This window comes from Exiguobacterium sp. AT1b (genome assembly GCF_000023045.1).
Taxonomy (GTDB): Bacteria; Bacillota; Bacilli; order Exiguobacteriales; family Exiguobacteriaceae; genus Exiguobacterium.
This window is the reverse complement of the sequence record NC_012673.1, coordinates 2,192,749-2,215,442: the sequence shown is the minus strand read 5'-3', so window position 1 is coordinate 2,215,442 and position 22,694 is coordinate 2,192,749. Positions and strand designations below refer to the sequence as shown.

The window sequence follows — 22,694 nt, the reverse complement described above, 5'->3', positions numbered from 1 at the left end:
CCTTATAAGTTGAACCGGGCCGCAATGGCTGCGACTGCCGCTTCCACATCTTGTTCTTGAATCGTATAGGAAATACTGATTTCTGATGTCGTGACTTGATAGAATGGAATCCCCATCTCGCGGAATGTCGCGAAGAGCTCTGATGCGACGCCTGTCGCGTCTCGCATGCCGATTCCGACGACCGAAATTTTTGCATGTTCCGTGTGACGATCGATTTTGATTTGAGGCAAGGTCGCTGTCAACTCCGCGAGTGCCTCTTCTAAAAATGCCTCTTCATCGAGCGGACATGTGAATGAGAGGAACACTTCACCGTCGAATGCCGTCTGTGAAATCATATCGATGTTGACGTGTCGCTCTGACAATCGTTCAAAGATGTCTGCGACTCCCGCCGCCGTATGCGGAATATGTTTGATTGAGACACTGAGTACGTTCTTGACGACACTCACACTCGTGACTGCTTTTTGTTCCATCGCTTGCGTCGTATCCATGATCCATGTTCCTCCTTCGCTCGAGAGCGTCTTCCCAACAAAAATATTGACGTCGTACTTTTTCGCGAGCTCCACGCTGCGCATCTCCATCACTTTAGAGCCCAGTGCGCTCATCTCCATCATTTCGTCATAAGAGACGGTGTCCAGACGTTTCGCCGTCGGATGGATTCGTGGGTCTGTCGTATAGACACCCGCGACGTCCGTATAAATTTCACAACGCTGACTGAGGACGGCCGCCAGTGCGACGGCTGTCGTGTCCGAACCGCCACGCCCAAGGGTCGTGACATCTCCCGCTTCATTTACGCCTTGGAATCCAGCGACAATCAGGACGTCGTATTGACGCAACTTCTCGTGTAACACTTCTTTCCGAATCGCCTTGATTTTGCTCTTCGTATGAATGCCCATCGTATCGATCCCGGCTTGCTGTCCCGTTAGAGAGATGGCCGGCACGCCTCGTGAGTTCAAGGCGATACTGAGTAGGCTGATTGTCTGTTCTTCCCCGACGGCGAGTAGCCGATCGAGTTCACGAATCATCGGGCGATCCGTGATTTGTTTGGCGAGCGACAGGAGCGAATCCGTCGTTTTGCCCATCGCCGATACGACGACGACCAATTTTTCACCGGTCGCCACACGTGTCTGTAAATAGTCCGAAATGGCTTGTATTTGTTCGATTGTGGCAACGGAGCTGCCACCAAATTTCAGTACGGTTGTCATCAAGTTCCCCACTTTCAAGATGTCCACCAACAGAAAAAGCGGCAGACCGGTAGGAAGCACTCTCCCTACGGTCTGCCGCTTGTACGCGCAGTTGAAAAACGATTAAAGAATCGTTCCGTAGATAGCGCTCCATGGTAGTTGACCATGGCAGTGTAGGCGTTGTTCACGACTACCCCAGCCTTCGTTCACACGCACGTGAACGTCGACTTCGGCGAATTTCCCCTTTCGGCTCGGTCCGGAGTGCGTCCGTTTCAACCAAGCTTACTCATGTCATTCGCAACCTCTATCTGTCAGTTGTTAGTATTAGTTATAACAAAACGAAATCTTCTTGCCAACCTTTTTTTAGAAAAATGGGATATTTCAAAAAAGGATTACCATGTTTTTCGCATCATGCGGTGCGGGAGATCGGCATCCAAAAACTCATCTCCGAACGCCTCGTACCCGAGCTTTTCATAAAACGGAAGCGCCGTCAGCTGTGCCCCTAACCGTAGTTCGACCAATCCTTGACGTTTCGCGACACGCTCGACTTCGTCCATGATCTCTTTTCCATATCCATGACCTCGGGCCGCCTGAATCGTCGCCACCCGCTCCACTTTCCCGACAGTCGAGTCGACGGGACGAAGGCGTGCTGTCGTCACCGGTTCGGAGTCAAGGAGCCCGACCACATGTGTACACACACCGTCTAAATCATCGTATTCTAAACTCGCATCGATCCCTTGTTCCTGAACGAATACGATTTCCCGCACTTGTTTGGCCTGTTCAATCAACGTTGCTTCATTTCCCGATTGAATGATCAACATGGTAAAACCCCTTCCTGCAGTCGTTTCACGATTTCTTCGATTCCTTTTTCTAGTTCCGCTACGGATGTGAAACGCGCTTGAGCCTGCTTATGGTTTCCACCGCCACGACCGATCTGCATCTCTTGGAGCGCCGCTTTCAAGAATGTGCCGACGGCGATATCCTGTGTCCCGTCATGCATGACGAACAACTTCTGCGTTCCATAGTTGGCCCCGACGGCAATTCGCCCTGTTGCCGCGATTCGTTCGATGATGGCGGTCGTCAACGTCTCCGCTTCTGTTCTTCCGACATGTAAGGCCACATAGTTATCTTCTTTCAACACGGCCTCTACTTTCGCTTTGGCAATCCGTTCTTCGAGCGTTTTAATTTCTTTTTCACGTTCCAAACGAATCGTATGTTCTTCGATTACACGGGCTGCAACGGATTCATTCGTTGTCGAGAAGGTATGGTGAATCGTCCGCAACGCTGCTCGCGCTTGTTGAGTCGCCTTGATCGCTCGATTTCCCGCCACATACGTCAAGCGGAGATTCCCCCTCACTTTTTTCATCGCCGTCACATGGATGGTACCGAGTTGTCCCGTTGTCTCCACATGAGTGCCACCACATGCATTGTAATCTAGACCTTCGATTTCGACGATGCGAATCATCCCCGTTCGGTCCGTCTCTTTCCGTAAGCGCGCCCGGTCTACTTCTTCTTTTGGGATTTCATAGACACGAATCGGACGGTTTTCAAAGATGAGTTGTTGCATCTCTTGTTCAAGTGCCTCAACGTGCGCCCAGTCCATCGTTGCCGTTTCAATCTCAATGGATGAATCCGTTTCTCCGATTCCAAAGCTGAGCGTCCGAATGCCATGACGGTCTTCTAAAATCGCCGTTATCACATGTTGAGCCGTATGCTGGATGGAATGATCCCGTCTGACATCCTCATCGATTCGAACCTCTACCGCTTTTCCCGTTGGTAATGATTCTGACAAGAGATGCCACACTTCCCCGTCCTTGATTTGTACATCTAGTACAGGAAGCGTCCCAATCCATCCACGGTCAGCCGGTTGTCCCCCACCTTCCGCATAAAACGGACTGTTCTCGAGTGTGTGCCAATGACCGTTGCCGTCTTCCTTTATCGAGGTCACGACTGTACTTGCTGTATATGGTTCCATCTTGTCCTCCACCCTCTCTCTATAATCTGTTCAGACAACTAGTTTAATTTCGTCTATAATGAAACATACATCTTCTCAGTCAGGAGCGAAATGATATGTTAGAAATCGATAAACAATCTCCGTTACCTATTTATTATCAAATTGAAGCGTACTTAAAGCAACAAATTGATGACGGATTGTTAAAACCAGGAGACACCTTGCCTTCAGAGCGTGAGTTTTCGGAGCAATTTCACGTCAGTCGGATGACGATTCGTCAAGCCATTATGAACCTCGTCAATGCCGGTTATTTGAGCCGTCAAAAAGGACGAGGCACATTCGTCGCGAGTCAGAAGATTGCGATGACGTTATCGGGACTGACGAGTTTTTCCGAGGAAATCAAACATCGAGGCATGCGACCGCTCAGCCGTCTCTTGTCATACGAGGTCATTCCGGCAACGGATCGCATCGCGCAGCAACTGAGTATCCCAAATCAAACACCGGTTTATGAGATGAAACGGCTACGACTCGCCGATGATCATCCACTTGCGCTCGAGACCGCCTATATTCCCGTTCATTTATTGCCTGACCTGACGCAAGATGACGCCACGGGATCGATCTATGCGTATGCCGAACAGCATGGCTTACGCTTGAAGAATGCAACACAAACACTCGAAGCCCGGAGCGCCGGGCCAGAAGAAGCCAAGCTCCTCACCATTTCTCCGAACGCACCGGTCTTGTTGATTGACCAGCGAACATATCTCGAGGATGGCGGCATGTTTGAATACAGCCGTTCCCTTTTCCGTGGCGACTCGTACTCTTTCACTGTCGCCATGGATCGCATATAAAAAAAGTTTGCCCGAGGGCAAACTTTTTTTTATTGGGCTTCATACGTTACCCCGCTCGGGTCTAACGTATACGATTCGAGTTCTGTATCGGACATCGGCTCGACACGGTTACCCGCATCCGCTTGTTGCACACGATAGCGCACTTCTTCAAGAAGCGGTTCGTTCAAGAAGTAATAGAAGTGTCCGTCATCTGCCCGGGCACCTTCTCCTGTCAATTGGTATTGCACCGTATTGTGGAGCGCGCCAACGTCTTCAATTAAACGCATATAGTCATTCGGGCCAAGTGTCGTCTGCATGTTGTCGCCGACGGCTTTCAAGACCTTATCGTAATTGTTTAGGAGTGATGTGCCGAGTGATTGTTCGAGCACGGCATTGATGACTTCCATCTGGCGTTGTCCACGACCGATGTCCCCACGTGGGTCATCGTATCGATTTCGAACGTAGGCCAGTGCCTCTTCACCAGAAAGCCGTTGAAGTCCTTGTTCGATTTGAACTGTCTCACGTGACGCATCGTAACTGTTTTGTTGTGATGAGAACGGAACATCGATCTCAACGCCACCTACCGCATCAATGAAATCAACGAACCCTTGGAAGTTGAGCGAGACGACATGGTCGATTTCAACACCGACTAAATCTTCAATCGTGTTCGTCGCCATCCGCATCCCGTTGTTCGGATTCGATTCATCCATCGAACCGAAATAGTAAGCGTGTGTGATCTTATCTTGGTCAAGTCCCGTCTTGCCATAAGGAATGTTATAACCCGTGTAGTCGATGTTGACATACGAATCACGCGGGATACTGAGCATCGTCGTCTGCTTTTCTTTCTTGTTTAAAATGACGACAATCATGACGTCCGATCGTCCGAACTCACCGCGCGCTTTCTTCTGTGGCGAAAGGTCTGTTCCTAAAACCAAGAACGTCTCCGTATCTTCTTTATCATAACGAGTCGGCTCAACCGTCGGGTCATCCTCTAACGTGACTTGGGTGCCGGACAACATATTGTGGGCTTTGTAAAACGCTGTACCGTAAATGCTAGACCCAGCAATAATCGCAATCAGCACGAGGGCACTAAATATCTTATAAAACGCAGACGGACCTGTGCGCTGTCTGCGAGCATGTGTTCTAGAATTCATATCGGTCTCCTTCGAGTCAAAATAATGAGCTTCACTCATTATAGAGGAAAGCGGTAAATTTGTCGAAAACGTTTTGATGACAAATTCGTTTCTTTACATTTTCCCACAGTTGAACACAGAAAAACCCGCGGAGATGACTCCGCAGGTTCGTTAATCCCGAATGGTGAAAAATCGTGTTGCCGCTTCTTGCCCACGAGCTTGTAAGGATTCCGCACAGCGCGATGCAGCCGCCCCGTCGAGCACGACCGTCACACCTGGATGGGCCTGTAGGATTGTGGCCGGCCAGTCGACGGTCGGTACGCTTTCAATCATGTGCTGTACCGCTTCAGCTTTCCGCTCCCCTGTCGCGACTAAGACGATTTCACGTGCGTTCATGATTGTATCGAGACCCATCGTGATTGCATGCGTCGGGACGTCTTCCAATCGGTCAAAAAAGCGACGGTTTGCCTCTCGTGTTGATTCGGTGAGTTCGGTCACGTGTGTCTTCGCATCAAGCGCTGTACCCGGTTCATTAAATGCGATGTGACCATTTTCCCCGATACCAAGAAGTTGTAAGTCGACACCAAGCTTCCGAACGAGGTCTTCGTAACGAGCCGCCTCCGCCTGAGGATCTGGCGCATCACCTTGAGGAAGATGGCTTTGTTTAAACGGTACCTCGTCAAACAAACGATCTTTCATAAAACGGTTGTAGCTTTGCGGATGCTCTGGTGACAGACCGATATATTCATCTAAATTGACGCTCGTCACATGGCTACAATCGAGCGCGTCCTGTTTAAACATCTGATACATCCCGACCGGTGTGCTACCGGTTGCGAGACCGAGTACAAAGTCATGTTTCCCTGAAATCCGTTCTTTGATTAGCGTATAGGCGATGCGTTCCGCGTCGTTCGCCGTCTTTGCGACTAGTACATTCATCTTTGTTCCTCCCGTTTATATACGATTCGACCTTTGACGAAAGTCATCTGAACATGTGTCGTGTCATCCCAAACGACAAAGTCTGCATCAAACCCCGATTTGATATCGCCTTTTGTCGTCAACCCGAATTCTTTGGCCGCATTCGTCGAGGTCATTTTTACCGCTTCTTCCACCGTACATCCCGTATATGCCTGAATGTTTCGGAATGCGGCGTCCATCGTCAACACACTGCCCGCAAGGTTCCCGGCTTGAAGTCGCGCAGCCCCGTCCGCTACGATGACCGGTTGGCCGCCAAGCTCATATTGTCCGTCCGGCAGTCCTTTTGCTCGCATCGCATCCGTGATGACGACAAGTTCATCTGCTCCTTTTAAGCGAAACGCGAAGTCGACCATCTCCGGACGACTATGGATCCCATCCGGAATGATTTCCGCGATGACTCCACCCTCTAAGAGACAATAGCCTACCGTTCCGGGTTCTCGATGATGTAACCCACGCATTTGGTTATAAAGATGCGTCCCGTGTTTGACGCCCGCCTGCTTGTTCTCTTCAAATGTCGCGCTCGTATGGCCCGCTGAACCGATCGCACCGGTTTCGCGAAGTACCGCTTCAAATGCACGTGCACCTGGCCGTTCCGGTGCATACGTAACGAGGCGGATATGACCGCCGGCGAGCTCTTGCCATTTTCGGAACTGCTCGGCGTCCGGGTCGATAATATATTCCGCCGGCTGTGCCCCAGCCATCTCCACGTTGACGAAAGGACCTTCCAAGTGAATCCCGATGAGTGTCGTATCCTGCGCTTCGATGACGTTTCGGACCGCCTTCAAGGCATGCTCAATCGCTTCTTTTGACTGCGTGATGGTCGTCGCAAAAAAAGAAGTGACGCCTTCTTGTAGCATGTCGTTACTCAACTGCCGAAGTTTTGATTCATCCGCATCCATCGTATCGACTTCATATCCCCCATGGATATGCACATCGATGAGACCCGGTGTCACGAGTGCTCCAGCGACATCAATCACATGCTCATCCTGTTGTTCAAACTGTTCCATCGATCCAATCTCATCAATCGTTTGACCATTCCATCTGATATATCCACGTTCCCATGTTTGTTCTGCTGACACGATACGAGCATTGATCAATGTCCCCATCGGTTCACCACTCCTTTTTGTTTTCCTCCATGTTATCATATCGGATAAAAGTATAGTTGTATAGACCAATTTTAAATAAATAAAAGATTGTTCACATTTGCGAACAATCTTCTCCTCTTTATGTCGATTGAATCGTGCCATAGCGTCGGACAATCCATACTAACCGGAGGAATAACAAGACCGCTCCGGCTGCAAGTCCAGCAATCAAGCCAATCCAATAGCCGTCTGGTCCAAACCCGGCGTGCTCTGCCAAAACATACCCGAGAGGTAAACCGATGACCCAATAAGCGACGAGTGAAAGGACGAGCGTGATGTTGACGTCTTTAAAGCCACGTAATATCCCTTGGATCGGTGCCGCGACGGCATCTGACAATTGGAAGAATACAGCGAAGATCATAAAGTGCGCTGCAAGGTCCACGACCGTCGGGTCATTCGTATAAATGGCCGCGACCCGCTCGTTTTGCCAAAACAAAAAAGCACCCGAAAAGATAGAGACACCGAGACAGAGCGCGAGCCCGATTTTTGCATAGCGGACGGCATCCTGCAGTCGTTTCGCGCCGAGCTCATACCCCACGACAATCGTCAACGCGCTCGATGCCGAGAGTGGCAACATGTACACGAATGAGGCAAAGTTAATCGCCGCTTGGTGAGCCGCGACGATTTGGTCACCGTATGAACTGAGCAATACCGTGACCGCCGCAAAGATGCTGACTTCGGCGAAAATGGCGAGCCCGATTGGGGTCCCAAGTTGTAACAACTCTTTTTGTCGGAGCCAGACCATCCGTTCGGTCGTCCGTAAAAACTTGTATTCGCGGAACGGCTTCCCGTTTCTCACGAAGAAGAAGGCCATGAAGAAGAGTAGCCAGTAAGTGATGCTCGAGGCGATTCCCGCTCCAACCCCGCCGTACGCCGGCACACCCAGTTTTCCGAAGATGAAGATGTAATTTAATCCGACATTAATGGGTAACCCTAATAGTATGAGGATCATCGAGACTCTCGTCTTGCCAAGGGCATCCATGAGCGTGCGTAGCACATTGAACAGGAACATCGGCAAGACGCCGAATCCAAGGGCAAGCAAGTATTGCGTCGCGATTCGTTTCCCTTCTACACTGAGCCCCATGCTCTCGATTGCCATCGGCACAAGGAATGATCCCAACGTCAACGTGATTACGCTCAGCATGATGGCTAAATAGATACCTTGAAACAAGGTACGTTGAATCTGTTGACGGTCTCTCGCACCAAGCGCTTGCGACACGATTGGGGCCACCGCCAACAAGATTCCACTCAGTCCGGTATACACCGGCATCCACAAGCTTGAACCGACTCCGACACCAGCCAAATCGACGGCACCTGCACGTCCGGACATGACGGTATCGAAAAAGCTAATCAAATAAAAAGACACTTGCGTGACTAGAATTGGAAAGAAAATCGTGAAGAACAGTTTGATTTTTTCGTTTAATGAATGTGTTTGGTACATGGACAACCCTCATCTCTTTTTCAGAAAGGAACTTATAATCATGAATCAACGGCATGCAGAAAAACTTAAATTTGAACTGTTGGAAACGTGGAACACGTTCAATCACTATGTGACGGAAGCCCTCACCTTCAACAATTCTGAGGATATTCACCGCGCCCGCGTGCATTTACGGAAACTGATCACCTTCATGCAACTATACGAAACGAAGCCGGCGACGTTTCGACAACTCAAACAATTGATGGAGGCACTTGGTCATGTGCGCGACCTCGACGTCCTCATCGAAATGTTTGATTCTAAATCCGAACTCGACCATGCGTTTTTTGAAGCGATGGAGACAGAACGTGCCATCGCACGGACGATTCTATCTACCCGTGTCAGTGAAAAAATGACACCGTCGCTCGATCAACAAGTACGTCGCTTTATCGGTGGACCGTTATTTCGTGCGTTCAAAAAAACGAACGCCTCCCCGATGTTAGAAAAGGCGAAAAGTGAGCGCAAGCAACGTGTGCGCGTCTATCATGAACAATCCAGTGGAAAAGAACAACTTGAAGCGCTCCATAAAGTCCGTTTAGCCGTCAAACGCGAACGCTATTTACATGAGTACTTGCTAAACTATGAATCGGATGCATCGATGGACACTGTCCGAACGTTAAAAAAAATGCAAACCGAACTCGGTGAGATGAACGACCATGACCAACTGTTAAAGCGTTGGCGGGCCTTCACCCCTCCAGCTGAACTACAGTCCGCATACGACCGAAAAATTGAAACATTACAGCAGGAACTCGATGCATCCGTGGAGCACCTATCGATTTAGCGAGAAGTATAGCGCTCAATCAATAGTTCCAACAACTTCATTCCGGCAATCGAGTTTCCTTTTGAATCAAGTGCCGGACCAAATATGCCAAACCCGACGTTATTTAAATCTAGTTCGTGGTTCCCGACCGCCAAGATGGCACCCGACACCCCACTTTTTCCTGGAAGACCAACCCGGACAGCGAACTCACCCGATGCATCATACATGCCACACGTCGTCATGATGGCCTTGACGATTCGGACGACCCGGCGTGGAATCAACTCTTCGCCCGTATCCGGGTCTTCTCCATTCCCTGCAAAGACACGCCCGATTCGTGCCAAATCAAAACAATCAATCTCAATGGCACACTGTTTCGTATACACATCAATGATCTCATCCACGTCACCTTCCACAATTCCATGGTGACGCATGAAATAGAGCAAGGCACGGTTCAAGTCGGTCGTCTCGTATTCAGAGCGGGCGACTTTTTCGTCGTACGTGACCTCCTCGACCGAGCGATTTAACAACGTCGCTAAAAACTGGCGGAACTGATAGATTTTGAGTTCTGCCGTCTCCCCCAAAATCATACTCGTCACCGCTAACGCTCCGGCGTTGATCATCGGATTCAGTGGTTTTGACGGGACCGTTTCCTCGAGTTTGGCGATGGAGTTGAATGCGTCCCCCGTCGGCTCCATCCCTACTTTCGAAAAGACATAGTCCTCCCCGAACTCCATCAATACATAACAAAGTGTGAGCGCCTTCGATACGCTCTGAATCGTAAACTTGTGATGAACATCCCCCGCGTGAATATACGTACCATCCGGCAAACAAATCGCCACCCCGAGTAAATCGTTTTTCACATGTGCGAGTTCAGGGATATAGTCCGCCACTTTCCCTTGAGCCGTGTACGGACGACACTCATCAACCAAGTGGTTCAACTGTTGTTCGAGTACATTCATTCCATCACCTCATGTTCCATCAAATTTCAACCGGGTCATCTTATCATATTATCCGTCCGGTGGTCCATCATCTTTATACCAGTCTTCATCCGCCCAAATCATCGGTGGACTTTCCTCGTCTCCAACCAACTTTTCTCCATGTCGATTCATCGACAGAATAAACCCAGCTATGCCTACCACTACAAGCGTCGCAACGATAAGGAAGGAAGCCATTCCATCGTCTCCTTTCGAATTCGTGACAAATTTGTCTAGAACTCCGTGACACTTATCCTATATCTCCGTCAACATTCTCGGTACCGTTAAGACGACAACAACTTTAGAGAAATGGGTGAATCAATTGAATCGTATCGCGATTATTGGAGGAGGCATCACCGGACTTGCCGCAGCCTATTATGCCAAAGAAGCCGGAGCTCATGTCACATTGATCGAGGCGCAGGACCGTCTCGGTGGAAAAATTAAGACCATTTATCGGGATGGGTTTACGTTAGAGACTGGACCCGACGGTTATATGGCACGGAAGCCGACCTTGACATCACTTATTACGGATCTCGGTCTCGCAGATCAACTCGTCCGCTCCAGAACCGGGACTTCTTACATTTACGTACGGAAGCAACTGAGACAGATGCCGGCCGGATCGGTCATGGGCATCCCGACCAAGTTTTGGCCGATGGTCAAAACGGATCTCTTTACTTGGAGAGGAAAACTTCGCGCCGGATTCGATCTCGTGATTCCACGCGTGTATGCAGGAGAGGATATCTCGCTCGACCGTTTCTTTCGGACGAGACTCGGCTCAGAAGTCGTCGATACGATGATCGAACCGCTTCTGTCCGGGATTTACAACGGGACACTCGAAGACATGAGCATCGAGTCTACTTTCCCTCAGTTTATCACGATTGAACAAAAAACTCGCAGTCTGATTCTCGGAATGAAAGCACTCACCCCTCCCGTCCAAGCTGGTGTAAAGCCGTCCGAGACTGGTAAGTTCCTGTCAATCGAGCAAGGACTCGGAGCACTCGTCGAGGCGCTCCGTCCGTCGATCGATCGACTCATGTTAAAGACGCTTGTTCAATCCGTTCGACCTCATGAAGTCACATTTGCCGATGGGACGGTCGAACAGTTTGACGGCATCATTCTTGCGACTTCTCCTCAAGCACTCGGACCTTTGCTCGGATTCCCAGAAGCCGAACGCTTGTCATCGTTAAAATGTACCTCTTCGATGACCGTACTCGCCGCCTTCGACGAGTCAGATGTAGATGCGTTAGATGGAACCGGCTACGTCATCGCCAAATCGGAAGGAAACGCCTTGACCGCTTGTAGCTGGATGCATAAAAAATGGCCACACCTAGCACCTAAAAGAAAAGCATTGCTCCGCATGTATATCGGTTCAGAACATGTCCCGTCCCTGCTCCATGAAGAGGATGATCAAATCGCAAACTTCGCTTTAAGCGAACTTCGACGCATTCAAAAAGTCGGGACTCCCCTCTTCACGAAAGTCGAACGACACATTCAAACGATGCCACAATATGAAGTCGGTCATAAACAGGACGTCCGCGCGTTCGAAGAAGCACTTCTGAAGTGGGACGGCGTCGAGGCGTGTGGTGCCATACTTCATGGAGTCGGATTACCTGACTGCGTCGATTCTGCCAAACGGGCGGTCGATCACTTACATCTTCGACAGGCGGTGACGGTATGAAACACATCGACTATAACGAAAATCCGTTCATCGTCATTTGGGAAGTCACACGGGCCTGTGCGCTCTCCTGCGTCCACTGCCGGGCAGAGGCACAATTTCACCGTTACGAAAACGAACTCGATACGGAAGAGGGAAAGGCATTGATTCGCGAGATTCATGCGATGGATAACCCGATTCTCGTCTTTACGGGCGGTGATCCTCTCATGCGTGAAGATTTATTTGAATTGACCGCATACGCCTCTTCCCTCGGGATGCGCGTCTCGATGACACCTTCCGCCACACCTCGAGTGACTCACGATGCCGTGAAACGAGCGAAAGCGGCTGGTTTGTCACGTTGGGCCTTCTCCATTGACGGACCGGACGCCGTGACGCATGACTATTTCCGCGGCACACGTGGCAGTTTCGACCGTACCATTCGAGGAATCTCATATTTCCGAGAGGAGGGAATGTCATTTCAAATTAATACGACGGTGACCGAATACAACGTTGACCGATTACCGGAAATGGCGAAACTCGTAGAATCCCTCGGCGTATCCGTCTGGACGCTCTTTTTCCTCGTGCCGACTGGACGTGGATCCCTGTTACAACCCATTACACCAGAGCGACATGAGGAAGTATTGAAATGGGCGTTCTCCCTACAAGAGACGGCACCCTTCATCATCTCGACGACGGAAGCCCAATTTTATCGGAGAGTCGCCCGACAAGAAAATCAGCGCCGCCGGGCAGCAGGGCTTCCTCCAATCGGACATCCCCATGACGATTTGGCGAAGGCACCTCGCGGAACGAATGACGGGAACGGATTCGTCTTTATCTCACATACAGGGGACGTACAGCCGTCCGGTTTTTTACCGATCACCTGCGGAAACGTCCGAACGACACCTCTCGCTGATATTTATCGTCACCATCCGACGTTCAAGGCGCTGCGTGATCCCGACACTCATCACGGAAAGTGTGGGTATTGTGAGTATCGGTATCTATGTGGTGGTTCGCGGGCTAGAGCCTATGCGGTCACTGGCGATTATAAGGAGGCGGAACCGTACTGCATCTATCAGCCGGAACGTCCCCTCGTTTCACAATAACGATTCCCATTTATTCCCTCTCCGTGTAAGATTGAATTATATGATGAGAAGGGAGCCACGTAGGTGCAGTCATTACCGATTGACGGATTGTTCTATATTGGATTGGGTACAATTTTTATCGTTACGACTTTACTCGGGTTCGGAATCAAGCGATGGACGAAACAAGGTATGATGGGATTTTACACGCTACTCGCAACAAGTCTTGGCTTATTCTTTTGGCTACTGCTCTGGTTTCAAGAAGCGACCCGTGCCAGCTTTATGGGAACTATTCCATGGGTATTCAACTCATTTTTTGGGACGGTACTCTATCTCATTTTTGTAGGCATCAGTTATTTGATTTTGAGAAGAAAACATCGGCATACATAAAAGAGGAATCCGATTTTGGATTCCTCTTTCTTTATGCATTGACTGTCGACGGGCGTAACGTCAACGCCCCGTTCTCGACATCGATGATGACCGTTTGCCCATCCTCGACATCTCCAGCGAGGATGCTACGGGCAAGTTTCGTCTCAATCGTCCGTTGTACGTAACGGTTGATCGGTCGCGCACCGAATTGAGGTTCATACGCTTCATCGGCAACGAACGTTTTCGCTGCGTCGGTGATCTCGATATGAATCGAGCGTGTCGTGAGCCGTTCGCTCATCCGTCCGACCGCTTTCTCGACGATTTGACCGATTTGATCTTTCGTGAGTGGATGGAACAGAATCGTTTCATCGACCCGGTTCAAGAATTCCGGACGGAAATGACGACGGAGCTTGTCGAGCACTTGACGCTCTTCATCTTCATCAATCACACCATCTCTCGCTGCCTCGAGCAAAATGTCCGCCCCGATGTTCGACGTCATGATGACGATTGTATTTTTAAAATCGACGATGCGCCCGTGCGAATCGGTCAATCGACCATCATCGAGCAGTTGCAACAAGATGTTGAAGACGTCCGGATGCGCTTTCTCGACCTCATCGAGTAAGAGGACCGAGTACGGGTTACGGCGAACCGCTTCCGTCAACTGGCCACCTTCCTCATATCCGATATAGCCTGGAGGGGCACCAACGAGACGTGATACGGCATGTTTCTCCATATATTCACTCATATCGAGTCGAACGATATGATCTTCCGAGTCAAACATCGCTTCCGCAAGCGCCTTCCCGAGTTCTGTCTTCCCGACCCCCGTCGGTCCGAGGAAGAGGAATGAGCCGATCGGACGATTCGGATCTTTGATGCCAGCCCGCGCCCGAATGACCGCATCGCTGACGAGACGAATCGCATCATCTTGTCCGAACACGCGTTTATGCAAGACCGTTTCTAGATTGAGGAGCTTATCCCGCTCTCCTTCTGTCAGTTTCGTCACTGGGATGCCCGTCCATTTCGAGACGACCTCGGCGATTTCTTCTTCCGTCACCTCTTCACGCACGAGTTCACGTGTCACCGAACTCGCCAACTGTTCCGCTTCTTCGAGTTCTCGCTCAAGCTCTGGGATTCGTCCGTATTTCAGTTCCGAGGCCCGATTCAAATCGTAACGACTCTCTGCCTCTTGTAACTCGAGGCGTACTTTCTCGAGGTCTCCGCGGATTTGTTGTACGCGGTGCGTCGACTCCTTCTCATTCTCCCAGCGGAGACGTAACGAGTCAGACTGTTCACGAAGTGATGCCAATTCCTGTTGAAGCGCCTCAAGTCGCTTCATGGAAGCGGCATCGCTCTCTTTCTTAAGCGCCGCCTCTTCGATTTCAAGCTGCATGACCCGACGAACCAATTCATCGAGCTCAGCCGGCATCGACTCCATCTCCGTCCGAATCATTGCACACGACTCGTCGACGAGATCGATTGCCTTGTCCGGCATGAAACGGTCGGTGATATAGCGATTGGATAATACAGCCGCTGCGACGAGCGCGTTGTCATGGATGCGTACCCCGTGGTGAATCTCGAAGCGTTCTTTTAAACCGCGCAAGATCGAGACCGTATCCTCGACATCCGGTTCAGCGACAAGTACTTGTTGGAAACGCCGCTCGAGGGCCGGGTCCTTCTCGATATATTGACGATACTCGTCAAGTGTCGTCGCACCGATACAATGCAGTTCGCCTCGGGCGAGCATCGGTTTCAACATGTTCCCGGCGTCCATCGACCCCTCCGACTTCCCTGCCCCGACAATCGTGTGCAGTTCATCGATGAAGAGGATGATGGTGCCTTCCGCTTCTTTCACTTCGGACAAGACGGCCTGTAGACGTTCCTCGAACTCCCCACGATATTTCGCACCGGCAACGAGGGAACTCATATCGAGACTGAAGATGGTTTTGTCTTTCAAACTTTCCGGCACATCTCCACGAACGATACGCTGGGCGAGCCCTTCGACAATCGCCGTCTTCCCGACACCCGGTTCCCCGATGAGGACAGGGTTGTTTTTCGTTTTCCGACTCAAAATCCGGATGACACGACGAATCTCACTGTCACGTCCGATGACAGGATCGATTTTCCCAGTCTTCACTTCTTGAATGAGGTCTCGTCCGTATTTCGTCAAGACGTCATAGGTCGCTTCAGGCGACTTCGAAGTAATCCGACGATTGCCTCGTACGGCGACGAGCGCCTCACGGAGACGGTCTTCTGTGATCCCTTTTCGCTCGAGCATCGCCTGTGCTTGACTACTGTTCAACAAGATGCCGAGTAAAATGTGTTCGACCGATACGTATTCATCGTTCATCCCTGTCGCTTCCCGCTCCGCCGTCGTTAGAACGTTCAGCAAAGAAGCCGAAATCATCGGTGTCGTCGGATTTTGAAGTTTTGGTGCATTTCTTAAAGAAAGCGCGACTTCGCCTTCAATCTCAGACACGTTGATTTCCATTTTTTGAAACAGCAACGGCGCGATCCCGTCCGTCTGCGAAATCATGGACGCCAAGACGTGCCACTCATTGATTTCACTATGATGATATTGTTTCGCTAACGCCTGTGAACTGACAATGCATTCATGTGCTTTATCTGTAAAACGATTAAAGTCCATCACGATTCCTCCTTATCCATTAACGTTCGATTTGCTCATAAACAGAACGGTACGTCTCATCAAGAGGCAGGTCGACCTCGAGTTGGACGAATAAGTCCGACCGCACCTTCGAGCCGGTCATGACACCGCGACCAGGAATCCGCATCCGTTGTCCCGGACGGCTTCCCGGTTTCACTTTCAGCTTCACGCGTCCCCCGTCGAGCGTGGCAATGATGACGCTCGCCCCGTCTAAAAATTCAAGCGGACGCAATCGTTTCACGGTCACGATATGCTCTCCTTCACGACGATACGTATCGTCATCCGCAAAGTGAAGTTCGACATATACATCTCCTCGGTTTCCTGACTGTCCGACGCGGCTACCTTTTCCTTTCAACCGCAACTTCTGACCTTCGTAGGCACCTTGTGGAATCTTGACGTTCACGGTACCCGTTTGAAGACGCAGACTCACTTTCGACTCTTTCGTCAATTGACTGAGCGGGATGTTGACACGAACAGTCTCATCCAAGTCTTCCTCGACTGCTTGGTCAAAGAAGCTTCCGAACATATCTTCAAATCCGAAAGTCCGAGAGGTCGTACGCGATCCGCCTCCGAATTGTCGGAATAGATCTTCGAATTGTGACGAGCCTTCCCCGTAAGTCTCTCCACCGCCACCGAACCCTTGTCCGAACGACGGTCCATCCGGGCTACCGTATCGATCATAGTTCGCCTTTTTCTCTGGGTCGCTCAATACGTCAAACGCTTCCTGGACCGACTTGAATCGTTCTTGTGCGCCAGGGTCTTTATTGACGTCCGGATGGTACTGTTTCGCCAGTTTCCGGTATGCACGTTTAATCTCTTGCTCGCTCGCTTCCTTGGAGACACCGAGCTCATCGTAATAGTTTTTAGCCATATGGATTCACCTCACCTATCCCTTTCCCGTTTCTGTTAACTCTATTCTACTCATTTGGTCAAATAAGGTCAAAGATTATCCTTTCACTTTTCATACGAAAAAAAGAAGAGATTCGTTTCAAAAAAACGAACCTCTTCTCGATTAGAAGTAGACTTTCGGGCTATCCATGCCGTCCTCAAACACAATCGTCACTTCAGGGTCTCCGCCAAGTGACGTCACGTTGATACGAACCGGAACGTTCCGGCTATATTCCCAACGGTTTTCGAGCAAGCCGACCACGTGTTGTGTGAAGCCGACGAGCTCAGCGCGACTGTAAAACTGAATCGGGATATCAATCTCCATTCTCGATAGATCTCCGTTCTGATAAAAGCCCTTCCCAATCATCCCGCTATAGTCCGGGAAAAGATCGGCGATCCGATCGCTGAAGAGCGTAAATTTCTGCGCGTCCTCGCGTACGTCAGACGTCGCCGATGTCGACGGGAAATAGTAGTACTTCTCATCGATTGCTTTCCAGTCGCCCGATTTGACTTGATCCGCCGTCCCAACGAAGGCCGACTTGATATAGTTCCCCGGTGTCGGTGAACCTTGTGTCGATTTCATATAGAGCGCGACATTGATATCGAGGTCCTTGAAGTCTTCACGCTTTCGTAATTGGGAGACGAGTTCGTTCGCCATACGTTCCCCTTCTGCGATTACTTTCTTTTGATCGAGTTTGACGGTATACGTCGGACCATAGTTCGGTGCTTGGAAGACATATTCACGGTTCAAAATAAGTGCAAACGATACGCCCCCAACCTGGTACCCGCTGTCCTCTTTCGTCATGTAATTCTGTTCGACAATCGAAGCTAAATAAAGCGGTGATTTCTTGTTCGCATCGACGAACTTGTCGTCTTCGACTTCTGCCTTGCCATCCGCATAAGCCGGGTTCAAGGGGGTCAACCCTTCATTACTTTTATCTTTCCGTGCGAGCAGACGAGATACATCCTCCGCGTTCAACAGCTGTCCCTCTTGATAAGCGAACTTTTCCGGGTCGAACGCGTCCGTTGAGTGACGCATGAGACCGAGTTCGACTTCTTCGAGTTCTAACGATGAACTGACTTGACGTTGGGCGAGTCCTCTCGCTGCCGCCGGTTTGAACGGAATGACCATTTGGTAATATGAGTCACGGGCTTCAATCGCTTGTGTGACGCCTTCGGCCGCTGTTTCGTCCCCAGTTGGTGTCGCTTCTTCTTCACCCATCGGTATTTTCATTGAACATCCACTCAACAATAGCGCCGAGGCGATTGTCGGGATGACGAGTTGTTTCCATTTCATCTATGTCTAGCTCCTTTGAACATCGTTTCCTATTTCACTTTGTCCATTATAACAAAATCGTTCCACGAAAAAAGTATCGAAGCGGAATCAGAACAAATCCCCTCTCGGATGAACGAGAAGGGATGTCGATTTATGGTTTCGTTGACGGATGGTTGCGACGAATCAACAAGAGGAGTCCCGACGCGAAAAGAAGTGTACCGAGCATGGCATGCCACAGATCATCCGCTTCGCCTGTCATCGGGAGCACATCTTGAGCGTACGAATCGGCTTCATCGATGTGCTCGACTCGTGGCGCCCCACTCTCTTTGACGACGACTTTCACGACAGGTGGTGTGGTTTTCACTTCTGGCTTCTGCTGGTTAGCGTCTTGTTTTGGCTCTTCTTTAGCCGGAACAGGTTGCTTCACCGCCACCGGTACGTCGACGGAGCGAGTAACCGTTATCCCTTCATCCACCTCGAAGATGAATGTGGCACGTTGAATCAATTCAGCCCCGGCTCTCACATCATAAGATGGGAGGAGCGGAAGCTCAAACGAGAACGTCACTTCTTCTTCCGGACCGAGTCCGTCTCTGAAAGTAGGAATTGCTTCGACTTGCTCCGCGAATCGTTGATTTGCCTGGTTTCGTTCTTCTTCTGTCAAGGCACCGCTTGGCCATGTGAGCATCGCGTCCGCTAAAAATAAGGTAACTTTCGAAGGATTGGTGACCGTATACGTATAGCGAACGGGCTCTCCCGGTTGAACGGTCGCTTTCTCAACCGTTGCATTCACGGTGAAGTCTGGTGTTTGCAAAAGGATAATTTGTTGACTTTCTGACGTGACAACCCGGTCGAATTCATCCACTCCGGTCACCCGAAAGACACTGCCGATCTCAGGATGAGCGTCGAACGAATATCCGGTCTGAATCGCTAAAACTTCTGTCACTTCCACCCGTTCCCCCGGCAAGAGACCGTCTTCTCCTATTAATTTATGCAAACGATCAAATACGTGTTGATTGAACGATTCGATTGATTGATGATCGATGTCTCCGCTCACATACTCATGAGAGAATTCTGTCACCGTCATCGGCGTGTCTCCTGTGTTTTCTACAATGAACGTATACGATATTTCGCCTCCGACAACGGCTCGGTCGACTGCGGCGATGTTGATTGCTTCAACGGCGAGCTTCGGTAACGTCGGTTCAGTCGTCGGCTCTTCGACGACTGGTTCTGGTTCAACCGGTGGCGTCACTTCTTCTGATGGATCTGGTCCTGTGACAACCGGCGGTTCCTCCTCTTCGATAGGATAGGCTTCCGTGATGGTGTTTGGAGAAAACGTATACGGTACACCTTCCGCATCATAGAGCGTGATGAGATCAATCAACGAGTCGTCTACTGCTTCCGCATCAATCATAAATCGCCAAACGTCAGCTGATTCACGGACCCCGTAATACGTGATTCCTTCATATACGAGACTTGATTCATATAATGTTTCGCTTTCCTCATCTGTCAAATTCACTTGGATATACCGGAACGTGGTCGTGTCCGCTTTGGCGATGGGTACCCCAAATAAGGTTGAAAGGAACATGAGGATGGTAAATACGGCAACGAAGCGCTGGATGTTGTGTGTCATGATGTTGGTCCCTCCTCTAAGGTGAAAACAAGCGCTCGAATCGCAATCGTTCCGATGACGACGTTCACCACGTAGAGGAATGAGAGGAATGTGTGTGTGAACGTCATGATGTCAAAGGGTTCTCTCGCAAAAATATATTAGCATTTTGATTTAGTTAATCTATACCCCTCGCACGCTTGTGCGAACCTGCTCAATCCCATTTATTTCCGAAAAAATAAAAAACGTTCGCCGAAGCGAACGTCCAGACTGTAGACAAAGTATAGGTCTTATGCCCAATCCGGACACGGCTCGCTTTCCTAGGGGCAAGCAGGGAGCCGCATCGCGACTACGTCACTGCTGGGTCTCCCTTTGCTTGCTATTCCCTCAGGAGTCTCGCCTGCCCGTTCTTGGTCACCTTTTGTCCTTCGTCCCATGTAATGGTGTGAGAAGAACACACAAAGGGCGGATCTGATGATCAACAAGTCGACCCAATCCATCCTTCGCGGTCTGACGAACGAAACGGATGTTGAACAGCGGCCCGAGGAGGATGATCTCGGCGTTTACCTTCCCTTTCTAAAACATCGATTCAAAGTAAATACCGAGCTTTTCCTTCGGCTGTCGTGACCTTAGAAAAAGACAAACGGTCGCCAGATGACGACCGTTTGCGTTGCTCGCCCGACGGACGAGTTCGAACATGTTATTTGTCAACAAGCTGAACGTTCGCCGAAGCGAACGTTTATGCATGTTCCTTTAAAAAGTCGAGCAGCTTGGCTTCATCCCATACTTCGATTCCGAGAGATTCGGCTTTCGCCAGCTTCGAACCTGCCTTTTCACCGGCGACGAGCAAGTCTGTGTTTTTACTCACGCTCCCTGTCACACTCGCGCCGAGGAGTTCAAGCTGCTTCCCAGCCTCGCCACGTGTCATCTCATGCAATTTCCCCGTCAATACGACTGTCTTCCCAGAGAGCGGTGCCCCTTCAGTCGTTGGACGCTTCATTCCTTTGAATGATAAGTTCACACCTGATTCCGCCAATTCTTTGACGAGTTCACGTGCTTCTGGTTTTTCGAAATAGAGGACAATCGATTCGGCCATCTTCGTCCCGATGCCATCGATGGATGTCAACTCTTCAACTGTCGCAGCGATGATCGCATCCATCGTCTCGAACCGTTCTGCAATTAAAGAAGCGGCCTTTTGTCCGACGAGTCGAATCCCGAGGGCGAAGAGCACCCGTTCCAATGAATTTTGCTTCGACTGTTCGATTGCCGAGAGCAAGTTCGTCACTGACGTCTCGCCCATGCGCTCGAGTCCAAGTAAATCATCTCGGTCCAAGCGATACAGGTCGGCCACATTGTGAACGAGCCCCGCTTCGTGAAGCTGTGTGATGACTTTCTCGCCGAGCCCGTCGATGTTCATCGCTTGTCTCGACACGAAATGAATGAGTCCTTCAAGCAGTTGAGCCGGACATTCCGGATTGACGCAACGATGATCCGCCTCTCCTTCGAGTCGAATCAACTCCGACCCACACGCCGGACAATGCGTTGGGAATTCAATCACCCGTTCTTCCCCGCTCCGTTCACTCGCCAGTGCCGATACGACGGCCGGAATGACGTCTCCTGCTTTTTTGATGACGACTCGGTCACCGATATGAAGGTCTTTTTCCTTTATAAAATCTTCATTGTGAAGCGTCGCATACGTCACGGTCGACCCCGCCACAGAAACCGGGGCAAATCGTGCCCGTGGTGTGACCTTCCCCGTACGACCGACACTGAAATCGACGTCCTCGATCGTCGTCACGACTTCTTCTGCCGGGAACTTGTACGCGACGGCCCAGCGCGGACTTTTAGCGGTGAAACCAAGTTGTTCCTGTTCTTCATACCCGGCCACTTTGATGACAATCCCATCAATTTCATATGGGAGGTCACTCCGTTTTGTCACGTATGTCTCAATGTAATCCCACAGTTCATCCGCCGTCTGGCATGTTGTATAATCTCCGCTCACTGCGACACCGAGTCGTTTCAAATAATCGAGTGATTCGTCATGTGACGCGACGAGATCGTCTTGCGACACCAAACCGTATGCGAAGAACGCCAAATTTCTTGACGCCGCAATTTTTGAGTCGAGTTGTCGAAGTGAACCGGCAGCAGCGTTTCTCGGATTTGCGAAAAGTGGTTCGCCGATACGTTCTCGTTCGTCATTCAATTGTTCGAACGAACGTTTCGGCATGTACGCCTCACCTCGCACTTCAAACGTCACGTCCTCATTTAATCGGAGAGGGATGGAACGAATCGTCTTCAAGTTTTGCGTGATGTCCTCACCCGTCGTCCCGTCCCCGCGCGTCGCACCACGGACGAGACGGCCATTCTCATATTTTAACGAGACAGCGAGACCATCAAATTTGAGTTCTGCCACGAATGTCGGCGTGTAGCCGAGATCTTTCTCGATTCGCTCCACCCACTCGACGAGTTCCTCTTTCGAGAAGACGTTGCCGAGCGAGAGCATCGGCGTGTCATGTGTCACTTTGACAAATGCGTCGAGCGGAGCCCCTCCGACGCGTTGCGTCGGAGAATCCGGTGTTCGAAGTTCAGGATAATCAGTCTCGATTTGAATCAATTCGTTCATCAATCGGTCATACTCCGAATCCGGCACGCTCGGACGGTCGAGTACGTAATACTCGTAACCATATTGATTTAACGTTTGACGTAGCTCTTCTACGCGTTCTGCCATCTCCATATTCTCACC

At 50.3% G+C, this 22,694-nt stretch carries 19 protein-coding genes and 1 riboswitch; of the genes, 5 read left to right on the top strand and 14 right to left on the bottom strand.

Annotated features, from left to right (window positions below):
* Positions 1 to 2 precede the first annotated feature (2 nt).
* The 3 genes from EAT1B_RS11545 to EAT1B_RS11535 all read right to left on the bottom strand — a co-directional run bounded on the left by EAT1B_RS11545 (position 3) and on the right by EAT1B_RS11535 (position 3,156).
* A complete protein-coding gene (locus EAT1B_RS11545) occupies positions 3 to 1,202 on the bottom strand; it encodes an aspartate kinase (protein WP_031420946.1) in 1,200 nt (399 codons plus the stop codon).
* A 114-nt stretch (positions 1,203 to 1,316) separates the two neighbouring features.
* Positions 1,317 to 1,496: riboswitch (Lysine riboswitch) on the bottom strand.
* 77 nt (positions 1,497 to 1,573) lie between these two features.
* A complete protein-coding gene (locus EAT1B_RS11540; protein WP_015880740.1) occupies positions 1,574 to 2,002 on the bottom strand; it encodes a GNAT family N-acetyltransferase in 429 nt (142 codons plus the stop codon).
* Positions 1,996 to 3,156, bottom strand: a complete 1,161-nt coding sequence (locus EAT1B_RS11535) for an alanyl-tRNA editing protein (protein ID WP_015880739.1) — start codon at positions 3,154 to 3,156, stop codon at positions 1,996 to 1,998. Before EAT1B_RS11535 ends, EAT1B_RS11540 begins: the two co-directional genes overlap by 7 nt.
* Positions 3,157 to 3,251: 95 nt before the next feature.
* On the opposite strand from EAT1B_RS11535, the gene EAT1B_RS11530 reads away from it, so the two are divergent.
* Positions 3,252 to 3,980: a GntR family transcriptional regulator gene (locus EAT1B_RS11530; protein ID WP_015880738.1), complete on the top strand. Its 729-nt coding sequence runs from the start codon at positions 3,252 to 3,254 to the stop codon at positions 3,978 to 3,980.
* Between the two features lie 29 nt (positions 3,981 to 4,009).
* On the opposite strand, the gene EAT1B_RS11525 is transcribed toward EAT1B_RS11530, so the two are convergent.
* The 4 genes from EAT1B_RS11525 to EAT1B_RS11510 form a co-directional block, all read right to left on the bottom strand.
* Positions 4,010 to 5,113, bottom strand: coding sequence for an LCP family protein (locus EAT1B_RS11525; RefSeq protein WP_015880737.1), 1,104 nt, complete (start codon positions 5,111 to 5,113; stop codon positions 4,010 to 4,012).
* Positions 5,114 to 5,263: 150 nt separating this feature from the next.
* Entirely contained in the window at positions 5,264 to 6,028 is a 765-nt protein-coding gene (gene nagB / locus EAT1B_RS11520; RefSeq protein ID WP_015880736.1) for a glucosamine-6-phosphate deaminase, read from the bottom strand.
* Entirely contained in the window at positions 6,025 to 7,173 is a 1,149-nt protein-coding gene (gene nagA, locus EAT1B_RS11515) for an N-acetylglucosamine-6-phosphate deacetylase (protein WP_015880735.1), read from the bottom strand. Before nagA ends, nagB begins: the two co-directional genes overlap by 4 nt.
* 118 nt (positions 7,174 to 7,291) lie before the next feature.
* Positions 7,292 to 8,650, bottom strand: a complete 1,359-nt coding sequence (locus EAT1B_RS11510; protein ID WP_015880734.1) for an MATE family efflux transporter — start codon at positions 8,648 to 8,650, stop codon at positions 7,292 to 7,294.
* Positions 8,651 to 8,690: 40 nt separating this feature from the next.
* Between EAT1B_RS11510 and EAT1B_RS11505 the strand changes: the two genes are divergently transcribed.
* A complete protein-coding gene (locus EAT1B_RS11505) occupies positions 8,691 to 9,464 on the top strand; it encodes a CHAD domain-containing protein (RefSeq protein ID WP_015880733.1) in 774 nt (257 codons plus the stop codon).
* On the opposite strand, the gene glsA is transcribed toward EAT1B_RS11505, so the two are convergent.
* Complete coding sequence (glsA, locus tag EAT1B_RS11500; protein ID WP_015880732.1) at positions 9,461 to 10,402, bottom strand: glutaminase A; 942 nt, start codon at positions 10,400 to 10,402, stop codon at positions 9,461 to 9,463. The two genes, EAT1B_RS11505 and glsA, sit on opposite strands and share 4 nt — an antisense overlap.
* 48 nt (positions 10,403 to 10,450) lie before the next feature.
* A complete protein-coding gene (locus EAT1B_RS16020; RefSeq protein ID WP_015880731.1) occupies positions 10,451 to 10,615 on the bottom strand; it encodes a hypothetical protein in 165 nt (54 codons plus the stop codon).
* A gap of 115 nt (positions 10,616 to 10,730) precedes the next feature.
* Here EAT1B_RS16020 and hemG point away from each other — a divergent pair, with 115 nt between their 5' ends.
* From hemG to EAT1B_RS11485, 3 genes are all read left to right on the top strand, one after another.
* Positions 10,731 to 12,095, top strand: a complete 1,365-nt coding sequence (gene hemG, locus EAT1B_RS11495; RefSeq protein WP_015880730.1) for a protoporphyrinogen oxidase — start codon at positions 10,731 to 10,733, stop codon at positions 12,093 to 12,095.
* Complete coding sequence (locus EAT1B_RS11490; protein WP_015880729.1) at positions 12,092 to 13,174, top strand: TIGR04053 family radical SAM/SPASM domain-containing protein; 1,083 nt, start codon at positions 12,092 to 12,094, stop codon at positions 13,172 to 13,174. The genes hemG and EAT1B_RS11490 overlap by 4 nt, the downstream gene beginning before the upstream one ends.
* 63 nt (positions 13,175 to 13,237) lie before the next feature.
* The gene (locus EAT1B_RS11485; protein ID WP_015880728.1) at positions 13,238 to 13,540 is read left to right on the top strand and encodes a hypothetical protein; all 303 of its coding nucleotides are present in this window, start codon (positions 13,238 to 13,240) and stop codon (positions 13,538 to 13,540) included.
* 31 nt (positions 13,541 to 13,571) lie between these two features.
* Here the strand turns inward: EAT1B_RS11485 and clpB are convergent, their stop codons facing one another.
* The 5 genes from clpB to ligA form a co-directional block, all read right to left on the bottom strand.
* Positions 13,572 to 16,163, bottom strand: coding sequence for an ATP-dependent chaperone ClpB (gene clpB, locus EAT1B_RS11480; protein ID WP_015880727.1), 2,592 nt, complete (start codon positions 16,161 to 16,163; stop codon positions 13,572 to 13,574).
* A gap of 19 nt (positions 16,164 to 16,182) precedes the next feature.
* The gene (locus EAT1B_RS16175) at positions 16,183 to 17,052 is read right to left on the bottom strand and encodes a DnaJ C-terminal domain-containing protein (RefSeq protein WP_015880726.1); all 870 of its coding nucleotides are present in this window, start codon (positions 17,050 to 17,052) and stop codon (positions 16,183 to 16,185) included.
* 141 nt (positions 17,053 to 17,193) lie between these two features.
* A complete protein-coding gene (locus EAT1B_RS11470; RefSeq protein WP_015880725.1) occupies positions 17,194 to 18,366 on the bottom strand; it encodes a CamS family sex pheromone protein in 1,173 nt (390 codons plus the stop codon).
* Positions 18,367 to 18,496: 130 nt separating this feature from the next.
* Positions 18,497 to 19,975: an LPXTG cell wall anchor domain-containing protein gene (locus tag EAT1B_RS11465; RefSeq protein ID WP_015880724.1), complete on the bottom strand. Its 1,479-nt coding sequence runs from the start codon at positions 19,973 to 19,975 to the stop codon at positions 18,497 to 18,499.
* A 715-nt stretch (positions 19,976 to 20,690) separates the two neighbouring features.
* Entirely contained in the window at positions 20,691 to 22,685 is a 1,995-nt protein-coding gene (gene ligA, locus EAT1B_RS11460; protein WP_015880723.1) for an NAD-dependent DNA ligase LigA, read from the bottom strand.
* Between the last annotated feature and the right edge of the window lie 9 nt (positions 22,686 to 22,694).